This is a genomic window from Nocardia sp. NPDC101769 (genome assembly GCF_044766925.1).
Lineage (GTDB): Bacteria > Actinomycetota > Actinomycetes > Mycobacteriales > Mycobacteriaceae > Nocardia.
In genome coordinates this window covers 13,512-32,402 of the sequence record NZ_JBIWMX010000020.1, presented here as the reverse complement: position 1 = coordinate 32,402, position 18,891 = coordinate 13,512, and the positions used below count along the sequence as shown (strand labels likewise).

18 protein-coding genes and 1 tRNA gene are annotated in these 18,891 nt (G+C 68.7%); 13 read left to right on the top strand and 6 right to left on the bottom strand.

Annotated features, from left to right (window positions below; all coding sequences use genetic code 11):
- The first annotated feature begins 72 nt into the window (after positions 1 to 72).
- Positions 73 to 1,476 carry a hypothetical protein gene (locus ACIRRA_RS27655; protein ID WP_402773784.1) on the top strand — a complete coding sequence of 468 codons (1,404 nt, stop codon included), beginning with the start codon at positions 73 to 75 and terminating at the stop codon, positions 1,474 to 1,476.
- A gap of 9 nt (positions 1,477 to 1,485) precedes the next feature.
- The gene (locus tag ACIRRA_RS27650; RefSeq protein WP_402773781.1) at positions 1,486 to 2,085 is read left to right on the top strand and encodes a TIGR03086 family metal-binding protein; all 600 of its coding nucleotides are present in this window, start codon (positions 1,486 to 1,488) and stop codon (positions 2,083 to 2,085) included.
- Positions 2,086 to 2,088: 3 nt separating this feature from the next.
- Here ACIRRA_RS27650 and ACIRRA_RS27645 read toward each other — a convergent pair whose 3' ends face one another.
- Positions 2,089 to 2,322: an alpha/beta hydrolase family protein gene (locus ACIRRA_RS27645; RefSeq protein ID WP_402773778.1), complete on the bottom strand. Its 234-nt coding sequence runs from the start codon at positions 2,320 to 2,322 to the stop codon at positions 2,089 to 2,091.
- Between the two features lie 51 nt (positions 2,323 to 2,373).
- Between ACIRRA_RS27645 and ACIRRA_RS27640 the strand changes: the two genes are divergently transcribed.
- On the top strand, positions 2,374 to 2,496 hold the full coding sequence (locus tag ACIRRA_RS27640) for a hypothetical protein (protein WP_402773775.1): 123 nt from the start codon (positions 2,374 to 2,376) through the stop codon (positions 2,494 to 2,496).
- On the opposite strand, the gene ACIRRA_RS27635 is transcribed toward ACIRRA_RS27640, so the two are convergent.
- The 4 genes from ACIRRA_RS27635 to ACIRRA_RS27620 form a co-directional block, all read right to left on the bottom strand.
- Positions 2,493 to 2,864: a winged helix-turn-helix transcriptional regulator gene (locus ACIRRA_RS27635; RefSeq protein ID WP_402773773.1), complete on the bottom strand. Its 372-nt coding sequence runs from the start codon at positions 2,862 to 2,864 to the stop codon at positions 2,493 to 2,495. The two genes, ACIRRA_RS27640 and ACIRRA_RS27635, sit on opposite strands and share 4 nt — an antisense overlap.
- 396 nt (positions 2,865 to 3,260) lie before the next feature.
- Positions 3,261 to 3,336 (bottom strand) — tRNA-Arg (locus ACIRRA_RS27630).
- Between the two features lie 124 nt (positions 3,337 to 3,460).
- Complete coding sequence (locus ACIRRA_RS27625) at positions 3,461 to 4,174, bottom strand: DUF305 domain-containing protein (protein ID WP_402773770.1); 714 nt, start codon at positions 4,172 to 4,174, stop codon at positions 3,461 to 3,463.
- Between the two features lie 11 nt (positions 4,175 to 4,185).
- Positions 4,186 to 5,142, bottom strand: coding sequence for a DUF3105 domain-containing protein (locus tag ACIRRA_RS27620; protein ID WP_402773768.1), 957 nt, complete (start codon positions 5,140 to 5,142; stop codon positions 4,186 to 4,188).
- Positions 5,143 to 5,264: 122 nt separating this feature from the next.
- Here ACIRRA_RS27620 and argS point away from each other — a divergent pair, with 122 nt between their 5' ends.
- From argS to prmC, 9 genes are all read left to right on the top strand, one after another.
- Positions 5,265 to 6,923 (top strand): arginine--tRNA ligase, encoded by a 1,659-nt coding sequence (gene argS, locus ACIRRA_RS27615; RefSeq protein ID WP_402773765.1) that lies wholly within the window; start codon positions 5,265 to 5,267, stop codon positions 6,921 to 6,923.
- Entirely contained in the window at positions 6,924 to 8,345 is a 1,422-nt protein-coding gene (gene lysA, locus ACIRRA_RS27610; protein ID WP_402773763.1) for a diaminopimelate decarboxylase, read from the top strand. It abuts the gene before it with no gap.
- Entirely contained in the window at positions 8,342 to 9,697 is a 1,356-nt protein-coding gene (locus ACIRRA_RS27605; RefSeq protein WP_402773760.1) for a homoserine dehydrogenase, read from the top strand. The genes lysA and ACIRRA_RS27605 overlap by 4 nt, the downstream gene beginning before the upstream one ends.
- On the top strand, positions 9,694 to 10,782 hold the full coding sequence (gene thrC / locus ACIRRA_RS27600; RefSeq protein WP_402773757.1) for a threonine synthase: 1,089 nt from the start codon (positions 9,694 to 9,696) through the stop codon (positions 10,780 to 10,782). The genes ACIRRA_RS27605 and thrC overlap by 4 nt, the downstream gene beginning before the upstream one ends.
- Before the next feature lie 103 nt (positions 10,783 to 10,885).
- The gene (thrB, locus tag ACIRRA_RS27595) at positions 10,886 to 11,842 is read left to right on the top strand and encodes a homoserine kinase (protein WP_402773754.1); all 957 of its coding nucleotides are present in this window, start codon (positions 10,886 to 10,888) and stop codon (positions 11,840 to 11,842) included.
- A gap of 343 nt (positions 11,843 to 12,185) precedes the next feature.
- A complete protein-coding gene (gene rho, locus ACIRRA_RS27590; RefSeq protein ID WP_402773751.1) occupies positions 12,186 to 14,237 on the top strand; it encodes a transcription termination factor Rho in 2,052 nt (683 codons plus the stop codon).
- An 838-nt stretch (positions 14,238 to 15,075) separates the two neighbouring features.
- Positions 15,076 to 15,297, top strand: coding sequence for a 50S ribosomal protein L31 (rpmE, locus tag ACIRRA_RS27585; RefSeq protein WP_040856062.1), 222 nt, complete (start codon positions 15,076 to 15,078; stop codon positions 15,295 to 15,297).
- A 224-nt stretch (positions 15,298 to 15,521) separates the two neighbouring features.
- Entirely contained in the window at positions 15,522 to 16,604 is a 1,083-nt protein-coding gene (gene prfA, locus ACIRRA_RS27580) for a peptide chain release factor 1 (protein ID WP_402773747.1), read from the top strand.
- A 117-nt stretch (positions 16,605 to 16,721) separates the two neighbouring features.
- A complete protein-coding gene (gene prmC / locus ACIRRA_RS27575; RefSeq protein ID WP_402773745.1) occupies positions 16,722 to 17,600 on the top strand; it encodes a peptide chain release factor N(5)-glutamine methyltransferase in 879 nt (292 codons plus the stop codon).
- 3 nt (positions 17,601 to 17,603) lie between these two features.
- Here the strand turns inward: prmC and ACIRRA_RS27570 are convergent, their stop codons facing one another.
- Positions 17,604 to 17,897, bottom strand: coding sequence for a DUF427 domain-containing protein (locus ACIRRA_RS27570; protein WP_402773742.1), 294 nt, complete (start codon positions 17,895 to 17,897; stop codon positions 17,604 to 17,606).
- A gap of 328 nt (positions 17,898 to 18,225) precedes the next feature.
- On the opposite strand from ACIRRA_RS27570, the gene ACIRRA_RS27565 reads away from it, so the two are divergent.
- Positions 18,226 to 18,891 (top strand): L-threonylcarbamoyladenylate synthase, encoded by a 666-nt coding sequence (locus ACIRRA_RS27565; protein ID WP_402773739.1) that lies wholly within the window; start codon positions 18,226 to 18,228, stop codon positions 18,889 to 18,891.

Sequence of the window (18,891 nt, the reverse complement as noted above, 5' to 3'; positions counted from 1 at the left end):
GTCGCGAGAGATAGCTGCTCGTTATTGCTGTAACGCGAAAGGCGTCGCATCACCGAGGAAGTAGGTGACGAGATGGGCGCGAGGTTCGCGTCGGCACACCCGCCGGGCAGGACCGCGCCCCCGACGCTGCGACGCTACGCGGTTCCGATCGAGGCGATGGCCGCCCTGCTGGGAGCGGCGGTGGCCGGTCTGCTGCTCATGGCCCCACTCGATCTGGGCTGGATTTCCGAAGGCCCGGTGCTGCAGCTGGATCTGCTGGTGCTGAACGTGCCGCGCGCGGCCGCCGCCGGCGCGGCGTTCGCGGTGGTCTCGGCGGCACTGGTGGTCGCTCTCGGGCGCAAGACGGCCTGGATCGCCTCGTGCGGCAGCGCGGTGGTGCTGGTGATCGACCAGCTGTGGAACCGGGACGCGGCGACCGCCGGAAACCTGACCACCGCCAACTACATCGACTCCATCTTCAGCGGCATCCTGCTCGGTGCGCTCGCGGTCGCCGTATTCGGCAAACCCATCGCGACCGGTGCGTACCTGATCGGCGCCCTGTCCGCGATCCTGATCGGCGACCAGACCTCGCTGCCCCCCGCCGGCGGCCGGGGCAATCCCCTCATCCAATGGGCGTCGACCGGAACGCCACCGGTGTGGCTGCTCGTGCTGGCCGGGGTGCTGCTGGTCGCGGGGATCGCCGTCCAGCAGCCGGAACCCGCGGGCGAACACGAGAACACCGATCTGGCGATCGGACCGATCCTGTCCGCGCTGATCCTGGTCACCGCGACCACACTGTCGACGGAGTGGTTCGTGCGGCACGCCGGCACCATCGCGCAGATGGGGGTGGCCGCGGCCATCACCATCGGCGCGGCGCTGGTCGCGGCGCTGCTGCTGCCGGGGCGCGAGGGCACCCTGGTGCTGCTGGCGGTCGCGGTGGCCAATGCCGGCAGCGCGATCATCGCGGTGCCCCGGCCGGATTGGACCGTGCCGTTCCCGGTCCTGGCCGTGGTGGCCGGGCTGGCGGCGGGACGCCGGTGGCGCGCGCCCTGGATCGCGCTGGCCGCGACCGCCGGGCTGGCGGTATTCGCGGCAGGCACCGCGGGCATCGCGCACGAGTATGCGGTTGTCCCGGTGCTCGGTGTGATCCTCACGGCGCTGGCGATCGGTTTCTGCTTCGGCGCGGCGGTCCCGAAGACCGCGGGCAGCGCCGTGGTGGCGCTCGCCGTGCTGGTGGTGCCGTGCCTGGTGGTGGCGCTGCGGGGCAGCAGTTTCGGCCGGGTGGCCTACTCGCCGCGCTGGTACCGGGATCCGCACGGGGTGGTCTCCACGGTTCCGGGCGCGGTGGCCCTGGTGATCACCCTGGGCTGTGCGGCCGGGCTGTACCTGCTGTGGCGGATCCGATCCCCGCAGGCCGCATCCGTGTCGGAACCCGATCTCCCGCCACGGGTGATCGCCGTGCCCGATGGGGCACGGAACGTCTTGCCGCAGGGCTAGTCTGGCCGCATGGCCGACAAGTCACCGGTGGACCCGACGATCGATCTCCTGGAGCGGGCCGTCGCCCAGCTGGGCGATGTCGTCGCCGCCGTCACCCTGGACCAGGCAGCCCTGCCGACGCCGTGCGAGAACTGGGACGTGCGCGGGCTGCTGGACCACATCGTGGGCCAGATCCTGCGCGACTTCACCATCGCCGCGCGCGGCGAGATGCCGGACTGGAGCGCACCGCACGACCCGGTAGGCGCGGACTGGGCCGCCGAGTTCCGCACCGGCGCGCAGCCGTTGCTCGAGACGTGGCGCGCCGCAGATCCGGAGCGGCTGGTGCCAGGCATGGGCGGGGAGTCCCCGCTGCGCGGTCGCGCCGATCAGCAGATCACCGAATTCGCCATGCACGCCTGGGATCTCACCCGCGCTACCGGTCAGGGCCGCACCCTGGATCCGGAGCTCGCCGAGCACGGCCTGGCCTGGTCCAAGCAGCTTTTGAAGCCCGAATTCCGTGGTCCCGGAAAGGCTTTCGGGCACGAGATGCCGATCGCCGCCGACGCGCCCGCCTACGACCGGCTGGCCGCCTGGTTCGGCCGCGATCCGCGCTGGACGCCCGCGGCCTGACGCCTACCGGCCGAACCGGGTATCCACCCAGGCCAGTGCGTCATTGAACGACGCGTCGAGTACGCCGCGGTGATCCGCGCCCGGATAGCTGTGGTACTGCACCGGCTGGCCGCCCGCGCGCTGCTGCACCACCATGGCGTCGGTGGCGAGCGCCGGCACCGTGGTGTCGGCGCGGCCCTGCAACACCAGCAGCGGCTGTGTGAAAGACAGTGCGCTGGGGTCGTTTTCGTTCAGCACCGGGATCAGTGCGGAGATGTCGCCGTCACGGGCGAAGACGCCATCGGCATCGTGCTGTACTTCACCGGCGCCATCGTCACCATCGTCCGCGCCAAGTCCTACGGCCACGTCCCGTTCCCCATGCTCTACATGGTCCCGGTGATCGCGGCCATGGCCCTGGAATACGCGGCCTAGCTGCCTGGTGCGTCGCGGCGGTCGTATTCCGTACGCGCCGCGTCGATTTCGCCGATGTGCCCGTACGCCCAGGCCCGCGGCGCGGCCATCGCACCGGCCAGGCTGCGGCCCAGCGGCGTGGGATCGTACTCGACCGTCACCGGCACGGTCGGATACATCCGGCGCTCCACCATGAGATCGCTTCCAGTGCAGGAGAATTCGACATCGTCCTGGAATCGGTCAGCGACGGCACCTTCGCCGCGGCCCTGGCCGGCCCGGTTCCCGGCGGCACCGTCGTCTGGTTCGGTCAGGCCGGGCGCGAAGCGGTGGCCCTCGATTTCTTCGCCCTCTTCGGCGCGACCCCGTTCACCCTGCACCACTTCCCGCACTGGGTATCCGGGGCACCACCGATGCCGAAATCCTCGCCGAACCGGTTGGCCTGACCGCCGCGGGCCTCATCCACCCCGAACTGGGCCGCACCGCCGACCGGTCCGAAACCGTCGGCGCCCTCACCGATCTCGTCCACCGCCGCATCCGCGGCAACGCGGTCCTGACGGTGGCCTGAAAACACCGATCGTGGCCCGGAAAACGCGATCGCGGTGTCCGGCTGCCTCCTGCGCAACCGGACACCGCGATGCGCAGCTACTACCTTCGTCCCCGAGTCCTCGAATCGGAATCCCAATCGGTCACGATGGCACGATAAGTCAGTCATCCGGTGCCGAAATGGCTCGCCGCCCCGTGAACGAGTAAGGCCCCGACCGTGATCCACGGTCGGGGCCTTACTGTGGTGCCCTCGGCAGGATTCGAACCTGCGGCCTTCTGCTCCGGAGGCAGACGCTCTATCCCCTGAGCTACGAGGGCGGGGATGGTCCCGTCCGGTCTCCCGGTCGGGCTGGGACAGCGTATCGCATCGCTCGCGCTGCGCCAAAAACGAACACGAACCGGGCGTTTCTGTGCCCGGTCCGGGTTCGTCGGAGGTGCTCGGTCAGTTCATCGGCAGTGGTGCGACCTTGCGCTCGGCCAGCATCTGGGTCATCAGATCGGCCTCGCTCTTCTGGGTCTTGGCCATGCTCTCGGCCAGCGAGCGCACCGCGTCGGTGTCCGCGCGCTGGGCGGCGTACTCGATCATCGGCATGCCGCCCTGGTGGTGGCGCAGCATGAGCTGCAGGAACAGCGCATCCAGGGCGGGACCGGTGGCCTGGCCGAGGGCGGCCATCTCCTGATCCGATGCCATGCCGGGCATGGTCTGCACTGCGCCGGAGTGCATGGCGGTGCCGGAGTGCTCATGGGTGGACATATCGGTCATCCAGCCCATGTAGCCGTCGGGGGAGATGAGCGGCTTGTCCCACTGCTGCAGCCAGCCCTGCATGCGGCCGGCCTGATTGGCCTGCGTGGTGAGGATGTCGTAGGCGAGCCGCTTCACCGCCGGGTCCGTGGTCCCCGACAGCGCGACGCCCGACATCTGCACCGCCTGCGTGTGATGCACCGACATGTCCTGGGAGAAGCCGACATCCACCACGCCCGGCGTCTCCGGACCGTGATGCATGGCATTGCCCACCAGCAGTCCGGCCATGAAACCGATGAGCAGCACCGCGACCACCCCGATGGCCAGCAGGGCGGGCCGCTGGTTGCGGCGTGTTTGCGGGACTGGTTCGGCGGCGGGATCGGGCTCGGAGCTGCGGTCTGGAATGTCGGACATGAACGGCGGCACTACTGGGTCGGAGCCGGCTGATCCGGCTGGGTCGGGCCGTCGGTCGGGGCCGGGATGGACGGGATACCGCCGGGCAGGCTCGGGCTACCGGTGGGCAGACCCGGCACGCCGTTCGGGAGACCCGGGATACCGCCGGCGGGCATACCCGGAACACCGCTGCCACCCAGCTCGCTCGCATCCTGCTGTAGGCCCTTACCGTCCATCGGCACCGCGTCGGGGCCGGGCTGGGTCGGGTCGAACGCCGGCGGGTTGTCGGTGTTGAAGGTCGGGTTCGCGCAGTCCGCGCCGACCTCCGGGTAGGCGTACTGGTTCAGGCGCAGCGCGGTGATGAACTCGCCGACGCGCTTGTCGTCGGCGCTGTTCAGCTTCAGCTGGTGACCCCACGACTGCAGGGAGATCGGCGTGTCCAGGCCGGGGTAGGGCGACATCAGGCTGTAGGGCTTGCCCTTCACCTTCGACTTCAGGGTGTCGATGGCGGCCTGATCGACCTTGTCCGGGTTGTAGGTGATCCAGATCGCGCCGTGCTCGAGCGAGTGCACCGCGTTCTCGGTGCGGATCGCCTTGGCGTACACCACGCCGGTGCAGGCCGCCCACGAGCCGTCGTGCGGACCGCCGAACGGCGGGGACTGGTCGTAGTTCACGCGCTGGGTGGCCGCGACGTGCATGCCCGCCGCGTAGTCCTTCTTCACCACGCCCGGAATCTGATCCGAGGGATCCTTCTTCTGGGCGGACGGCGTGTACTTGTCCTGCTCCTGCCTGTCCTGGATCTTGGGCACCAGCACCCAGGCGATGCCGCCGATAAGGGCGAGGATGCAGACCACGGCCCCGATCATGAGCCACGGAATCTGACGCTTACCGCCCAGGCTGCCGCCGCGACCGCCCTTCCTGGACGATACGGCCGACTTGCCCGCGGCCTTGATGGCCTTGGCCGACTTGGCACTGGTCTTGCTCGGCATGCTTGTTGTGCTCTTTTCGACGTGTCGGACAATCAAACGACGCGGCCGCATCGTTTGCTGGGCACCTGCCCGGTGGTGCCCGCTCGCGGCGTTCACCTGCTCAGACCATAGGATAGTGACTCGTGACTCCAGCTGACCTTGCAGATCTCCTTCGTGCTACCGCGGCGAAGGTACTTGTCGAACGCGGATCAGACCCTGCGATCCTGCCCGACGAGGTCAAGGTGGAGCGTCCCCGCAACCCCGAGCACGGTGACTATGCCACGAATGTGGCTATGCAGGTAGGCAAGAAGGCGGGAATGAACCCCCGCGATTTCGCAACGCTGCTGGCCGAGGCGCTGTCGGCCGCCGAGGGCGTCGAGGCTGCCGAGGTCGCGGGACCGGGCTTCCTGAACATTCGGCTGGCCAAGGCCGCGCAGGGCGCGATCGTCGAGAAGATCCTCGAGGCCGGTGAGAAGTTCGGCACCGCGGACGCTCTCGGGGGCACGAAGATCAACCTCGAATTCGTCTCCGCCAACCCGACGGGCCCGATCCACCTGGGTGGAACCCGCTGGGCTTCGGTCGGCGACGCGCTCGGCCGGATCCTGGCGGCCCAGGGCGCGGACGTGACCCGCGAGTACTACTTCAACGACCACGGCGCGCAGATCGACCGCTTCGCGAACTCGCTGGTGGCCGCCGCGCTGGGACAGCCGACCCCCGAGGACGGTTACGCGGGCGCGTACATCAGCGAGATCGCCGACACCGTCGTGAAGGCCAACCCGGGTGTGCTGGAACTCCCGGAGGCCGAGCGGCACGAGCTGTTCCGCCGCGAGGGCGTCGAGCTCATGTTCGCGCACATCAAGAAGACGCTGCACGACTTCGGCACCGACTTCGACGTGTACTTCAACGAGAGTTCGCTGTTCGCCTCCGGCGCGGTCGAGCAGGCCATCGAGACGCTGAAGGCGTCCGGCAAGCTGTACGAGAAGGACGGCGCCTGGTGGATCGCCTCCACCGAATACGGCGATGACAAGGACCGCGTCGTCATCAAGAGCGACGGCAAGTCCGCCTACATCGGCGGTGACATCGCCTACTTCCAGAACAAGCGCTCGCGTGGTTTCGATCTGTGCATCTACATGCTCGGTGCGGACCACCACGGGTACATCGGCCGTCTCAAGGCTGCCGCGGCCGCGTTCGGCGACAACCCGGACACCGTCGAGGTGCTCATCGGCCAGATGGTGAACCTGGTGAAAGATGGTGCCGCCGTTCGCATGTCGAAGCGCGCGGGCACCGTCGTCACCCTCGACGACCTGGTCGAGCAGATCGGCGTTGACGCGGCACGGTACTCGCTGGTGCGCTCCTCGGTGAACTCCAGCATCGACATCGACCTGGACCTGTGGACCCGGCAGGACAGTGAGAACCCGGTCTACTACGTGCAGTACGCGCACGCGCGCACCAACCAGATCCTGGGCAACGCGGCCGCGTTCGACTACGCCTCGGTCACACCGGATTTCGCGCTGCTGACCGATGACCGCGAGGGCGCGCTCATCCGCACGCTGGGCGAGTACCCGCGCGTGGTGGCCACCGCCGCCGAGATGCGGGAGCCGCACCGGGTCGTGCGCTACCTCGAGGAACTCGCCGGCGCCTACCACCCCTTCCAGTCCGACAAGACGCTGCGCGTCATCCCGCAGGGCGACGACGTGGTCACCCCGCTCAATGCCGCTCGCCTCGAGCTGGTCAAAACCACCCGTCAGGTTCTCGCCAACGGCCTCGGCCTGCTCGGCGTCAGCGCACCGGAGCGTATGTAGATGAGTGCCCACCCCGCAGGACCCCGCCACGCGGACATCCCGCACGCGCCCACGCTCGCCGAGCGTCCCAGCGCACCGGCGCAGATGATCGAACTGCCCGCGAATGTGTGGCCGCGCAATGCCTCTCGCGACGCCGACGGCGTGGTGCGGCTGGCGGGCGTGCCGGTGCACGAGCTGGCCGCCGAGTACGGCACCCCGCTGTTCGTGATCGACGAGGACGACTTCCGCTCCCGCTGCCGGGACATGGTCCGCGCCTTCGGTGACGGCGCGCGAGTCCACTACGCCTCCAAGGCCTTCCTGTGCGGCGAGGTCGCCCGCTGGATCCGTGACGAGGGCCTGCACCTGGACGTGTGCTCCGGCGGCGAGTTGTCGGTGGCGCTGCACGCCGGCTTCCCGGCCGAGCGGATCGCCCTGCACGGCAACAACAAATCGGTGCCCGAGCTGGAGATGGCGGTCGGGGCGGGCGTCGGCGACGTGGTAGTCGACTCGCTGATCGAGATCGAGCGCCTGGAGGCCGTGGCCAAGCGCGCCGGCAAGGTGGTGGACGTGCTGATCCGCGTCACCGTCGGCGTGGAGGCCCACACCCACGAGTACATCTCGACCGCGCACGAGGACCAGAAGTTCGGCTTCTCCATCGCCGGCGGCGACGCCATACAGGCCATCGCCCGGGTCTTCGAGTCCGACAATCTGCGCCTGGTCGGCCTGCACTCGCACATCGGCTCGCAGATCTTCGAGATCGACGGCTTCGAGATCTCCACCCGCCGGATGTTGGGCCTGCTGCGCGAGGTCGCCGACAAGTTCGGCATGGAACGCGCCGAACAGATGCGCGTGCTGGATCTCGGTGGCGGCCTGGGCATTTCGTACCTGCCGCACGAGGATCCGCCGACCCTGGACGGCTTCGCCGCCAACCTGCGCCGCATCGTGGCCGAGGAGGCCGAGCGGGCCGGGCTGCCGGCGCCGATCATCGCGGTCGAGCCGGGCCGCGCCATCGCCGGTCCCGGCACCGTCACCATCTACGAGGTCGGCACCATCAAAGATGTTGTGCTCGACGGTGGTAATCGCCGACGCTATGTGAGCGTCGACGGCGGCATGAGCGACAACATCCGTCCCGCCCTGTACCAGGCCGAGTACGACTGCCGCCTGGTCTCGCGCTCCAGCGAGGCCGGTCCGGTGGTCGCGCGAGTGGTCGGAAAACATTGCGAGAGTGGGGATATCGTCATCCGTGACACCTGGCTCCCGGCCGACGTGGGCCCGGGCGACCTGGTGGGGGTGGCCGCCACCGGCGCGTACTGCTACTCGATGTCGAGCCGCTACAACATGCTCACCCGACCCGCGGTGGTCGCGGTGCGAGATGGCAAGGCGCGCTTGATCCTTCGCCGCGAAACGGTGGAGGACCTACTCAGCTTGGAGGTGAAGGCATGACCGGGTCCACGGCGAGCCGTGAATTGGGTTCCGGCAGGAACGGCGTGTGGGGACAGAACCATCCTATTGGCGTGGCCGTCCTCGGCATGGGCACGGTCGGCACCGAGGTGGTCCGCATCATTCGTGACCACGCCGACGACCTGCGCAACCGCGTCGGCGCCCCCGTCGTGCTGCGCGGTGTCGCGGTGCGCGACCTGAGCAAGGACCGCGGCCTGCCCGCCGAGCTGATCACCACCGATGCCGAGGCCCTGGTCACCCGCGACGACGTGGACATCGTGGTCGAGGTCATGGGCGGCATCGAACCGGCCCGCGACCTGATCAAGTCCGCGCTCACCAAGGGCAAGTCGGTGATCACCGCGAACAAGGCGCTGCTCGCCGATTACACCGGTGAGCTGGCCGCCGCGGCCGAGTCCAACCGTGCCGACCTGTATTTCGAGGCCGCCGTCGCCGGGGCCATCCCGGTGATCCGCCCGCTCATCCAGTCGCTGTCCGGTGACCGGGTCAACCGCGTGGTCGGCATCGTCAACGGCACCACCAACTTCATCCTCTCGGCCATGGCCGAGACCGGCGCGGACTACTCCGACGTGCTGGCCGAGGCCACCCGCCTGGGCTACGCCGAGGCCGACCCGACCGCCGATGTCGAGGGCTACGACGCCGCCGCCAAGGCCGCCATCCTCGCCTCCGTCGCCTTCCACACCCGGGTCACCTCCGGTGACGTGTACCGCGAGGGCATCTCCAAGATCACCTCCGAGGACCTGGAGACCGCGGCGGCCGTGGGCTGCACCGTGAAGCTGCTGGCCATGGCCGAGCGCGTCACCGGCGACGGCGGCAAGGAGAAGATCTCCGTGCGCGTCTACCCGGCCCTCATCCCGCGCAAGCATCCGCTGGCCGCGGTCAACGGCGCGTTCAACGCCGTGGTCGTGGAGGCCGAGAACGCCGGTCGCCTGATGTTCTACGGTCAGGGCGCCGGCGGCGCGCCGACCGCCTCGGCCGTCATGGGCGATCTGGTGATGGCGGCGCGCAACAAGTTCTACGGTGGCCGCGCCCCGGGCGAATCGGTCTATGCTGAGCTGCCGATCGCTTCGATCGGCGACACCCCGACCCGCTACCACGTGAACCTGCAGGTGGCCGACCGCACCGGTGTGCTCGAAGCGGTCGCAGGGGAATTCGCCAAGCACAGTGTGAGCATCTCGACGGTCCGTCAGGAAGGTCACGACGTCGGCGCGCGCCTGGTCGTGGTGACCCACCATGCGCAGGAATCCGCGCTTGCGGATACCGTTGCCGCATTGGCCGAACTGGACTCCGTCACGTCCGTGACCAGTGTTCTGAGATTGGAAGGCACCGAGGAATGAGTGCAACCGCACGCGCGACAGCCGTGCATACGCCGTGGCCGGGTCTGATCGACGCGTACCGCGATCGGCTCGCGATTCCCGCTGACTGGGAAGCCGTCACTCTCTTCGAGGGCGGCACCCCGCTGGTGCCCGCGCATCACCTCTCCGAGCTGACCGGCTGTGAGGTGTACCTCAAGGTCGAGGGCGCGAACCCGACCGGTTCCTTCAAGGACCGCGGCATGACCATGGCCATGACCGATGCCAAGTACAACGGCAAGACCGCCGTGCTGTGCGCCTCCACCGGCAACACCTCGGCCTCGGCCGCGGCGTACGCCACCCGCGCCGGTCTGCACTGCGCGGTGCTGATCCCGTCGGGCAAGATCGCCATGGGCAAGCTGGCCCAGGCGGTCATGCTGGGCGCGAAGATCATTCAGGTGGACGGCAACTTCGACGACTGTCTCGAGCTGGCGCGCAAGGTCACTGCGGACTTCCCCGAGGTCGGCCTGGTGAACTCGGTCAACCCGGCCCGCATCGAGGGCCAGAAGACCGCGGCCTTCGAAATCGTGGACGCGCTGGGCAAGGCGCCCGATGTGCACGTGCTGCCGGTCGGCAACGCGGGCAACATCACCGCGTACTGGAAGGGCTACAGCGAGTACTACGCCGACGGCGTCACCACGTCGCGCCCGCGCATGCTGGGTGTGCAGGCCGCCGGCGCCGCACCGCTGGTCAACGGCGCTCCGGTCGCGAACCCGGAGACCGTGGCCACCGCCATCCGGATCGGCGCGCCCGCGTCCTGGAACGGCGCCATGAACGCCAAGACGGAGTCGGGCGGCGCGTTCCGCGCGGCTACCGACGAGGAGATCCTGGCCGCGTATCACCTGGTCGCGGCCAAGGAGGGCGTCTTCGTGGAGCCCGCCTCCGCCGCGTCGGTCGCCGGTCTGCTGGCCGCGCGCGCCGAGGGCTGGCTGGATTCCGGCCTCACCGTGGTCTGCACGGTGACCGGCAACGGCCTCAAGGATCCGGACAACGCGCTCAAGGGCATGCCCGAGGTGACGCCGATCGCGGTCGACCCGGTCGCCGTGGCCCACGAACTCGAGCTGGCCTGAGTTGAATTCTCGCGATGGTCAGCTCCGTGAGCGAGCGGAGCGAGGGAACAATGTCACAGCCGCTTCGCGGTACGCCGGTGCCGAGCACCAGCGAGGCACCGGTGTGACGCGGACGCTGCCCGCCGGAATCTCCGTCACCGTGCGGGTTCCGGCGTCGAGCGCCAACCTGGGCCCGGGTTTCGATTCCCTCGGAATCGCTTTGGGGCTGTACGACGAGATCACGGTGTCCACCACCGACTCCGGGCTGACCATCAGGGTGGAGGGCGAGGGCGCCGACGATGTGCCCTGGGGCCCTTCGCATCTGGTGGTGCGCGCCGTCGAGCGCGGCCTGCAGGCCGCGGGCGTCTGGGCCGACGGCCTGGACGTGGTGTGTCGCAACGTGATTCCGCACTCGCGGGGCATGGGCTCGTCGGCGTCGGCCGCGGTGGGCGGCCTGGCGGCCGGGCGCAGGCTGGCGGCGAAGTTCGATCCGGAACTGGCCTTCAGCGATGACGTGCTGGTCCAGCTGGCCGGTGAATTCGAAGGCCACCCGGATAATTCGTCCGCCAGCATCCTGGGCGGATTCGTGGTGTGCTGGACGGAAACCGACCGTTCGGCGGATGAAAACGGTAGTGCCGACGCGCATCACGCCCGCCTGTACCGCGCGGTGCGGCTGGAGCCGCATCCCTCGCTGCGGCCCGTGGTGCTCATCCCCGAGGAGCGTTCCGCCACCGCGCACACCCGCGGCCTGCTCCCGGAAACGGTTCCGCACGTGGACGCCGCCTTCAATGCCAGCCGGTCCGCGCTCGCGGTCGTCGCCTTGACGCAGCGGCCCGACCTGCTGCTTCCCGCCACGGCCGACCGGCTACACCAGGGTTACCGCGCCTCGGCGCTGCCGCTCACCACCAAATGGGTGGAACGATTGCGTGCCGCTGGCATCGCGGCCACCGTCTCGGGCGCGGGCCCGACCGTGCTCGCCTTCGCGACCAGCGAATTCCCCGAAGAACTGCGTGAACTCGCGATCGCGGACGGCATGCGCGTTCTCGAGCCGGGCATCGCCGGCGGCGTCTCGGTGGATTGACAGCGCGCCTGCCTTGCCGATGCAAAAGGTGGGAGCTATCCTGAGCGAGTCCGTACATCGTGCGCGTCAGACGCCGGTGCTTCATCAGGGCAAATCGCTCCAGAGGCTCCTTGCTCAGGCTCGAGGCTTGAGGCTCGAAACTTGGGGGTAGCCAGTCAACTGGAATGATCTCTCCCACCTTGCCAGTTGGATGAGCACCAGCACTCGGTGGCGAAGCCCACGTGGTGGCAAACCCACCGGCCCGGCGGGACAGGCGATACGGCATCCGAGTCCGGCACGAGACCGGACTGCAGGAGGAACCCTCGAACAGGCACACGGCGGTCGAGGGAAGGAAAGGATTTCCGTGACAGATACGGACCTGCTCGCGACACCCGGGACGGATAGTGATTCAGCGTCCTCGGGTAGCCGCGAAAGTGACTCCGGACAGATTTCGAAGATGAGCGAACAAACTGACGTCGCACGATCGGGGCTGACTGGAATGTTGTTGCCGCAGTTGCGTGCGCTTGCGGGAGAACTCGGTATCCGAGGCACTTCCGGGATGCGTAAGGGTGATCTCATCGCCGCTATCAAGGAGAACCAGGCCGGGGGCGCCAAGCCTGTTGCCGCGACCGGCGGCAAGCCCACGCGGAGCGCGAAGGCCAAGGCCGAGGACGCGCCGAACGGCGGGGAGTCCGTATCGGCCCCTGCGCGTGAGGTGAAGAAGGCCGCTGCTGTTGCCGACTCCGCTCCGGCCACGGCCGAGGTGAAGGCGGAGGCAAAGGCCGGTCACGCGGACAAGGTCGAAGCGCGCAAGGCCGACACCGAGTCACGCCAAAACGCTTCGGAGACGCGCGAATCCAAGCGCGAGGAGGGCGAGAACGCCCGCGCCGAGGGTGGCGACGACAGCCGGGACGGTGGCCAGCGTGGCCGCGGTCGCCAGCGCCGGGGCCGCGAGCAGCGCGGCGCCGCCACCGCCGAGACCACCGCCGAGGCTCCCGCCGCCGACAAGGGCGAGCAGGAGGGCGGCGAGCGCCGTCGCGATCGTGGCAACCAGGGCGAGCGTGGCAATCAGCGCAACGACCAGGGCGAGCGCAACCAGCAGAGCCAGAACGGCGCCGGCCGCAGCAATCAGCGTGATGATCGCGGCGGTGACGACGAGGAAGGCGGCCGCGGCCGCCGGGGTCGTCGCTTCCGTGAGCGTCGTCGCGGGCGGGACCGCGAGGGCGGCGCCACCGGTGGCGAGGCCCGCGAGATGGAGATCCGCGAGGACGACGTCCTGCAGCCGGTCGCCGGCATCCTCGATGTGCTCGACAACTACGCGTTCGTCCGCACCTCCGGCTACCTGGCCGGCCCGAACGACGTGTACGTCTCGATGAACCTGGTCCGCAAGAACGGCCTGCGCCGCGGCGACGCCATCACCGGTGCGGTCCGCGCCCCGCGCGACGGCGATCAGAGCAATCAGCGGCAGAAGTTCGATCCGCTGGTGCGGTTGGACACGGTCAACGGCGCGGACATCGAAAGTGCCAAGCGCCGACCGGAATTCAACAAGCTGACCCCGCTGTACCCGAACCAGCGACTGCGGCTGGAGACCCAGCCGAACAAGCTGACCACGCGCATCATCGATCTGATCATGCCGATCGGTAAGGGGCAGCGCGCTCTGATCGTGTCCCCGCCCAAGGCGGGTAAGACCACGATCATGCAGGACATCGCGAACGCGATCTCGGTGAACAACCCGGAGTGCTACCTGATGGTGGTGCTGGTGGACGAGCGTCCCGAGGAAGTGACCGATATGCAGCGCTCGGTGCGCGGCGAGGTCATCGCCTCCACGTTCGACCGGCCGCCGAGCGACCACACCTCGGTCGCCGAGCTCGCCATCGAGCGGGCCAAGCGCCTGGTGGAGCAGGGTCAGGACGTCGTCGTGCTGCTCGACTCGATCACCCGATTGGGCCGTGCGTACAACAACTCCTCGCCGGCCTCGGGCCGAATCCTTTCCGGTGGTGTGGATTCCACCGCGCTGTACCCGCCCAAGCGGTTCCTCGGCGCGGCCCGCAATATCGAGAACGGCGGCTCGCTCACCATCATCGCGACCGCGATGGTGGAGACCGGTTCCACCGGTGACACGGTCATCTTCGAGGAGTTCAAGGGCACGGGTAACGCCGAGCTCAAGCTGGATCGCAAGATTGCCGAGCGCCGCGTGTTCCCGGCGGTCGACGTCAACCCGTCCGGCACGCGCCGCGATGATCTGCTGATGTCGCCCGACGAGGCGGCGGTCCTGCACAAGCTGCGCCGCGTGCTCTCCGGCCTGGATTCACATCAGGCCATCGACCTGCTGGTCGACCGGTTGAAGAAGACCAAGAGCAATGTCGAGTTCCTGATGACGGTCTCCAAGACCGCCCCGGGTGCGCTCGACGAATAAGCTCCCCCGCCTCCCCGGGACTTTTGCGGACCAGCAGGAGCCGTGGGGAGTTACGCCGCCGACCGGCGGTCGGGTGTGAAACCGATTCTGGCCGTACCCGGGGAGTTACCCCCACGGGCGCGAAATCAGTTGTCGCCCTTGGGATCGGAATAACAGCATGCGTGGCGGCTCCGCTTCGGCGGGGCCGCCGCGCTGCTGTTTGCGGACTGAAGAAGGCCCGTCCGATCGTTGCCGCGCCGGCGATCATGAAGCCGAGAATGAGCGCGGTCACGGCACCGGACACGTCCGCTGCCGTGACCGCTGTGGAGGTGAGGGTGGCGTCCCCCCGCGGCGGGATGGGGGTCGGGTTCAGGGAGCCCACCGCGTTGCCGGACTCCCCGGGAGCTGTCCACCAGCCCGCTACCACCAGAAGCGTCAGTGTGACCAGGATCGCCCCCGCGACGAACTCCGCGCGCCGCCGGTCTGCCCTCCCGGCCTCGGCGTGCACGGTGATGGGGGACAGGCCCCCGATCGTCGCGTCCTTCCTGGCCACGGCTGTCCTTCCGGTAGTCGCGGGACTCTCACCTGGACAAACTCTATGAACACGAGTGTTCGTATTCTTGAGTAGCGAGCTACTCGACTTCCAGCCTCACCGGAATACGCGAAATATGCGTGCCCGTGGTTTCGTGGGGGAACGGCTGGGAACAAATCGGTCCAACCACCTGTTCAGGACGGTGTCACCCCTCGTGACGACCATTCGGTCGCGGCACATATACTGTTCCGTCGGCAACCATGCCTAGTCGGTTCCGGTTCACGTCTCGCATCGCCAGGCGACCCGGAGCCTTTCGAAAGGACACCCATGAAGGCAGGAATTCACCCCACGTACGTGGACACCACGGTCGTGTGCGGCTGCGGCAACACCTTCCAGACCAAGAGCACCAAGGAGTCGGGCCAGATCACGGTCGAGGTCTGCTCCCAGTGCCACCCGTTCTACACGGGCAAGCAGAAGATTCTGGACACCGGTGGCCGCGTGGCTCGCTTCGAGGCCCGCTACGGCAAGCGCGACAAGGCTGCCAAGTAGCTGTCCCGCCGACGCCCGTCCTGCGCACCGCAGGCCGGGCGTCTGTGTTTAATTGCCTTCGCTTCGCTCCGGCTGTTCGCGGCCCTCGTGACCCCGATCTTCCCTCCTCCGGTCCCCCGCTTCGCTCCTCCGCTCCGTCAGTCCAGATCGGGGCGGGCCGCGAACCTCGAGTGGATCCTCTCGCGCCGATATCAGAACAAAGTTTTCGAAGGAGTCCACACGCCATGGCCGACAAGCAGGCGGCCCCGTCCGCGATCGATGACATCTTGGCCGAGTACGCGGGTCTGGAAACCCAGCTCGCAGACCCGGCGCTGCACAACGATCCCGGAGCGGCACGGCGCGTGGGTAAGCGTTTCGCCGAGCTCGGCCCGATCATGGCCACCTACAACAAGCTGAAGACCGCGCGTGAGGATCTGGCCGCCGCCGAGGAACTGGCCGCCGACGACGCGTCCTTCGCGGCCGAGGTCCCGGGGCTGCAGGAGCAGGTGGAGGAGCTCGACAAGCAGCTCACCGACCTGCTCGCGCCGCGCGACCCGCACGACGCCGACGATGTCATCCTCGAGGTGAAATCCGGTGAGGGCGGCGAGGAATCGGCGCTGTTCGCCTCCGATCTGGCCCGCATGTACCTGCGCTACGCGGAACGGCACGGCTGGAAGGTCGAGGTGCTCGGCGTCACCTACTCCGATCTGGACGGGTACAAGGACGCCAGCTTCTCCATCAAGAGCAAGGAAACCACCCGCGACGGCGTGTGGTCCAAGCTCAAGTTCGAGGGCGGCGTGCATCGCGTGCAGCGCGTGCCGGTCACCGAATCCCAAGGGCGCATTCACACTTCGGCCGCGGGCGTACTGGTGTACCCGGAGCCGGACGAGGTCGAGGAAGTCGAGATCGACGAGAAGGACCTGCGGATCGACGTCTACCGTTCCTCCGGCAAGGGCGGCCAGGGCGTCAACACCACCGACTCGGCCGTGCGCATCACCCACCTGCCCACCGGCCTGGTGGTGACCTGCCAGAACGAACGCTCGCAGCTGCAGAACAAGATTCGCGCCAAGCAGGTGCTGGCGGCGCGGCTGCAGGCCCTCGCCGAGGAACAGGCCGATGCCGACGCGGCCGCGGGTCGCGCCTCGCAGATCCGCACGGTGGACCGCTCCGAGCGCATCCGTACCTACAACTTCCCGGAGAACCGCATCGCCGATCACCGCATCGGTTTCAAGGCGCACAACCTGGACTCGGTGCTGGACGGCAACCTCGATGACCTGTTCAACGCCCTGGGCGAAGCAGACCGCGCCGCCCGCCTGGCCGCCGAGTAACAGGACCGGTAGCGCTGCGCCACGCCCGATGACCCGGGCGCGCGGGGCGTTGGGCGGGAGCGGGTTCGGGACGCCCCGTTTCGTGCGAGCATGTGGGTGGGAGAAAGGCTGCGAACCGTGAGTCGTGCACCGTTGCGCCCCGCTGTCCGGGAGGCCGTCGAGATCCTGGCGGCGGCCGGGGTCCATAGCCCCCAGGCCGATGCGGAATATCTTGCGGCACATGTGCTGGGCATCGATCGCGGGCGCCTGGCCCTCATGCCCATGCTCACCCCCGACCAGCTGGAGGAGTACCGCAAGCTGGTCGCCAGGCGGGCGGAACGCGTTCCGCTGCAGCACCTTACGGGCACCGCGGCGATGGGGGAGATCGACCTCGCGGTCGGCCCCGGCGTCTTCGTCCCGCGCCCGGAGACGGAATTGCTGTTCGCCTGGGCGCTGGGGCAGCTCGAAGCAGTCGGCCACGAGCACCAGCCGATCGTGGTGGACCTGTGCACGGGTTCCGGTGCCCTGGCCCTGGCCATCGCCCACGCCCGCCCCGACGTCCAGGTGCACGCCGTCGAACTCGACACCGAAGCCCTGGCCTGGGCCCGCCGCAATGCGCGGCAACTGGCCGACGAGGGCGACACCGCGATCGACCTGCACGCCGGCGACGTCACCGACCCCGCCATCCTCGAGCAGCTCAACGGCCGAGTGGATGTGGTCGTCTCGAACCCGCCCTACATCCCCGAGGACGCCGAACTCGCTCCCGAGGTGATCGACCACGATCCGCACCGCGCCCTCTTCGGCGGCCCCGACGGCCTGTCCGTCATCCGCCCCATGACCGCCACCATCGCCCGCCTCCTGCGCGAAAACGGAACAGTGGCAGTCGAACACGACGACACCAACGGCGCCGGCGTCGCCGCCCTCTTCACCGCCCACGGCGGCTTCACCGACATCGCCGAACACCCCGACCTCGCCGGAAAACCCCGCTTCGTCGTGGCCCGTCGCATCGCCGACTGACGGTTACTCGGGACTACTCTCGATCTCCACGCCGTGCCAGAACGCGACATGGTCCTTGATCTTGCGCGCCAGCGGGCTCGGCTTCGGGTAGTACCAGGCCGCGTCCGGATTCTCCTTCCCGTCCACCGTGACCGAGTAATAGCTCGCAATGCCTTTCCACGGGCACACGGTGTGGTGGGAACTCTCGCTGAAGAACTCCCGCTTCAACGACTCCACCGGAAAATAGTGATTCCCCTCGACCTCCACGGTCCAGGGAGCCTCGGCGATAACCGTCCCGTTCCAGATCGCACGCATCATGAGTCGTGCCTCCTTCGTCGCCCCCGAGCCTACGTTCGCCCGGCCTCCCCGCAATCCGTGCGAAGAGTGTCGATCCTGCGAATTCACGCCCCGGGACGCTTGTCGTGTCCCGAGCCAGCGGCCGCAAGGGCCCTTTCCGGTGCCTGCGGCCGTCGCAATTACCCCACGGCGGTGTTCGAGGCTGGGGCTCGAACGCTCGCCGGGGCTTCGGGGCCTGGGCTCCAACGGGTCCTCGGGGGCTTCAGGGGCAGAGCCCCCGGGATTCTCGGGGTCTCAGGGGCTTGCCCCTGAGAGCTGTCGAGAGTTGATCCGTGCCAAGATGTCAGCCGTGAGTACCGTCTACGACTGTGCCGATCCCGACTCCCGCGCCGCCGGCCTGAGTGCCGCGCGCAGCACGCTGAAGTCCGGGCGATTGGCCGTCATTCCGACCGACACGCTCTACGGACTCGCTGCCGACGCGTTCGACAGTCAGGCGGTGAGCGCGCTGCTGGCCGCAAAGCGGCGCGGGCGGGACATGCCGGTGCCGGTGCTGGTCGGGTCGTGGAACACCATCGACGGACTGGTCTTCTCGGTGCGCCCGCAGGCCCGCGAGCTGATCCGCGCCTTCTGGCCGGGCGGGCTGAGTCTGGTTGTGCAGCAGGCCCCTTCGCTGGCCTGGGATCTGGGTGACGCGCGCGGCACGGTGATGCTGCGCATGCCGCTGCACCCGGTCGCGCTGGAGCTGCTGCGCGAGGTGGGTCCGCTGGCGGTGTCGAGCGCGAACGTGTCCGGGCAGCCGCCCGCCACCACGGTGGCCGAGGCACAGGCGCAGCTGGGCGATCTGGTCGGGGTGTACCTCGACGGCGGGCCGGCCGATCACGCGGTGGCGTCCACCATCGTCGATCTCACCGCCGACACCCCGCGCGTTCTGCGCGAGGGCGCGGTGCCGGTCGAGAAGATCGCGGAGGTGCTCGGCATGTCGCCCGAGGAGCTCCGCCAGGCGGGCGCGCGGTGA